This is a genomic window from Neisseria sp. P0021.S007 (genome assembly GCF_051956855.1).
In genome coordinates, this window is record NZ_JBQCXA010000863.1 from 1 (window position 1) to 577 (window position 577).

Here is a 577-nt window from a genome sequence, read left to right on the forward strand (position 1 = left end):
GTGCTGCAATTCCTCGGCCGCGATTTGAAAAACATGGTTTACGGTCAGGAAAACGCCATCGACGCGCTGGTTGCCGCCGTCAAAATGTCGCGTTCCGGTCTCGCCCTGCCCGACAAACCCATAGGTAGCTTCCTCTTCTCCGGCCCGACCGGCGTCGGCAAAACCGAAGTCGCCAAACAGCTTGCCTACTCGATGGGCGTACCGCTGCAACGTTTCGACATGTCCGAATACATGGAGCCACACGCCGTATCGCGCCTCATCGGCGCACCGCCGGGCTACGTCGGCTTCGACCAGGGCGGTCTTTTGACCGAAGCCGCCAACAAACATCCGCACTGCGTATTACTCTTGGACGAAATCGAAAAAGCCCACCCCGACATTTTCAACGTCCTCCTGCAAGTCATGGACGCAGGCAAACTGACCGACAACAACGGCAAGAGTGCCGATTTCCGCAACGTCATCCTGATTATGACTACCAATGCAGGCGCGGAAAGCCTCAGCCGCCCCAGCCTCGGCTTTACCGCCAAGCGCGAACGCGGCGACGAAATGCAGGCGATCAACAAACTCTTCACGCCCGAGT

The 577-nt window shown here is 58.4% G+C and carries 1 protein-coding gene; it reads left to right on the plus strand.

Annotated elements, in window-relative coordinates:
* The coding region (locus tag ACTHUR_RS16390; RefSeq protein ID WP_440399735.1) for an AAA family ATPase at positions 1-577 on the plus strand (577 nt) is incomplete at both ends.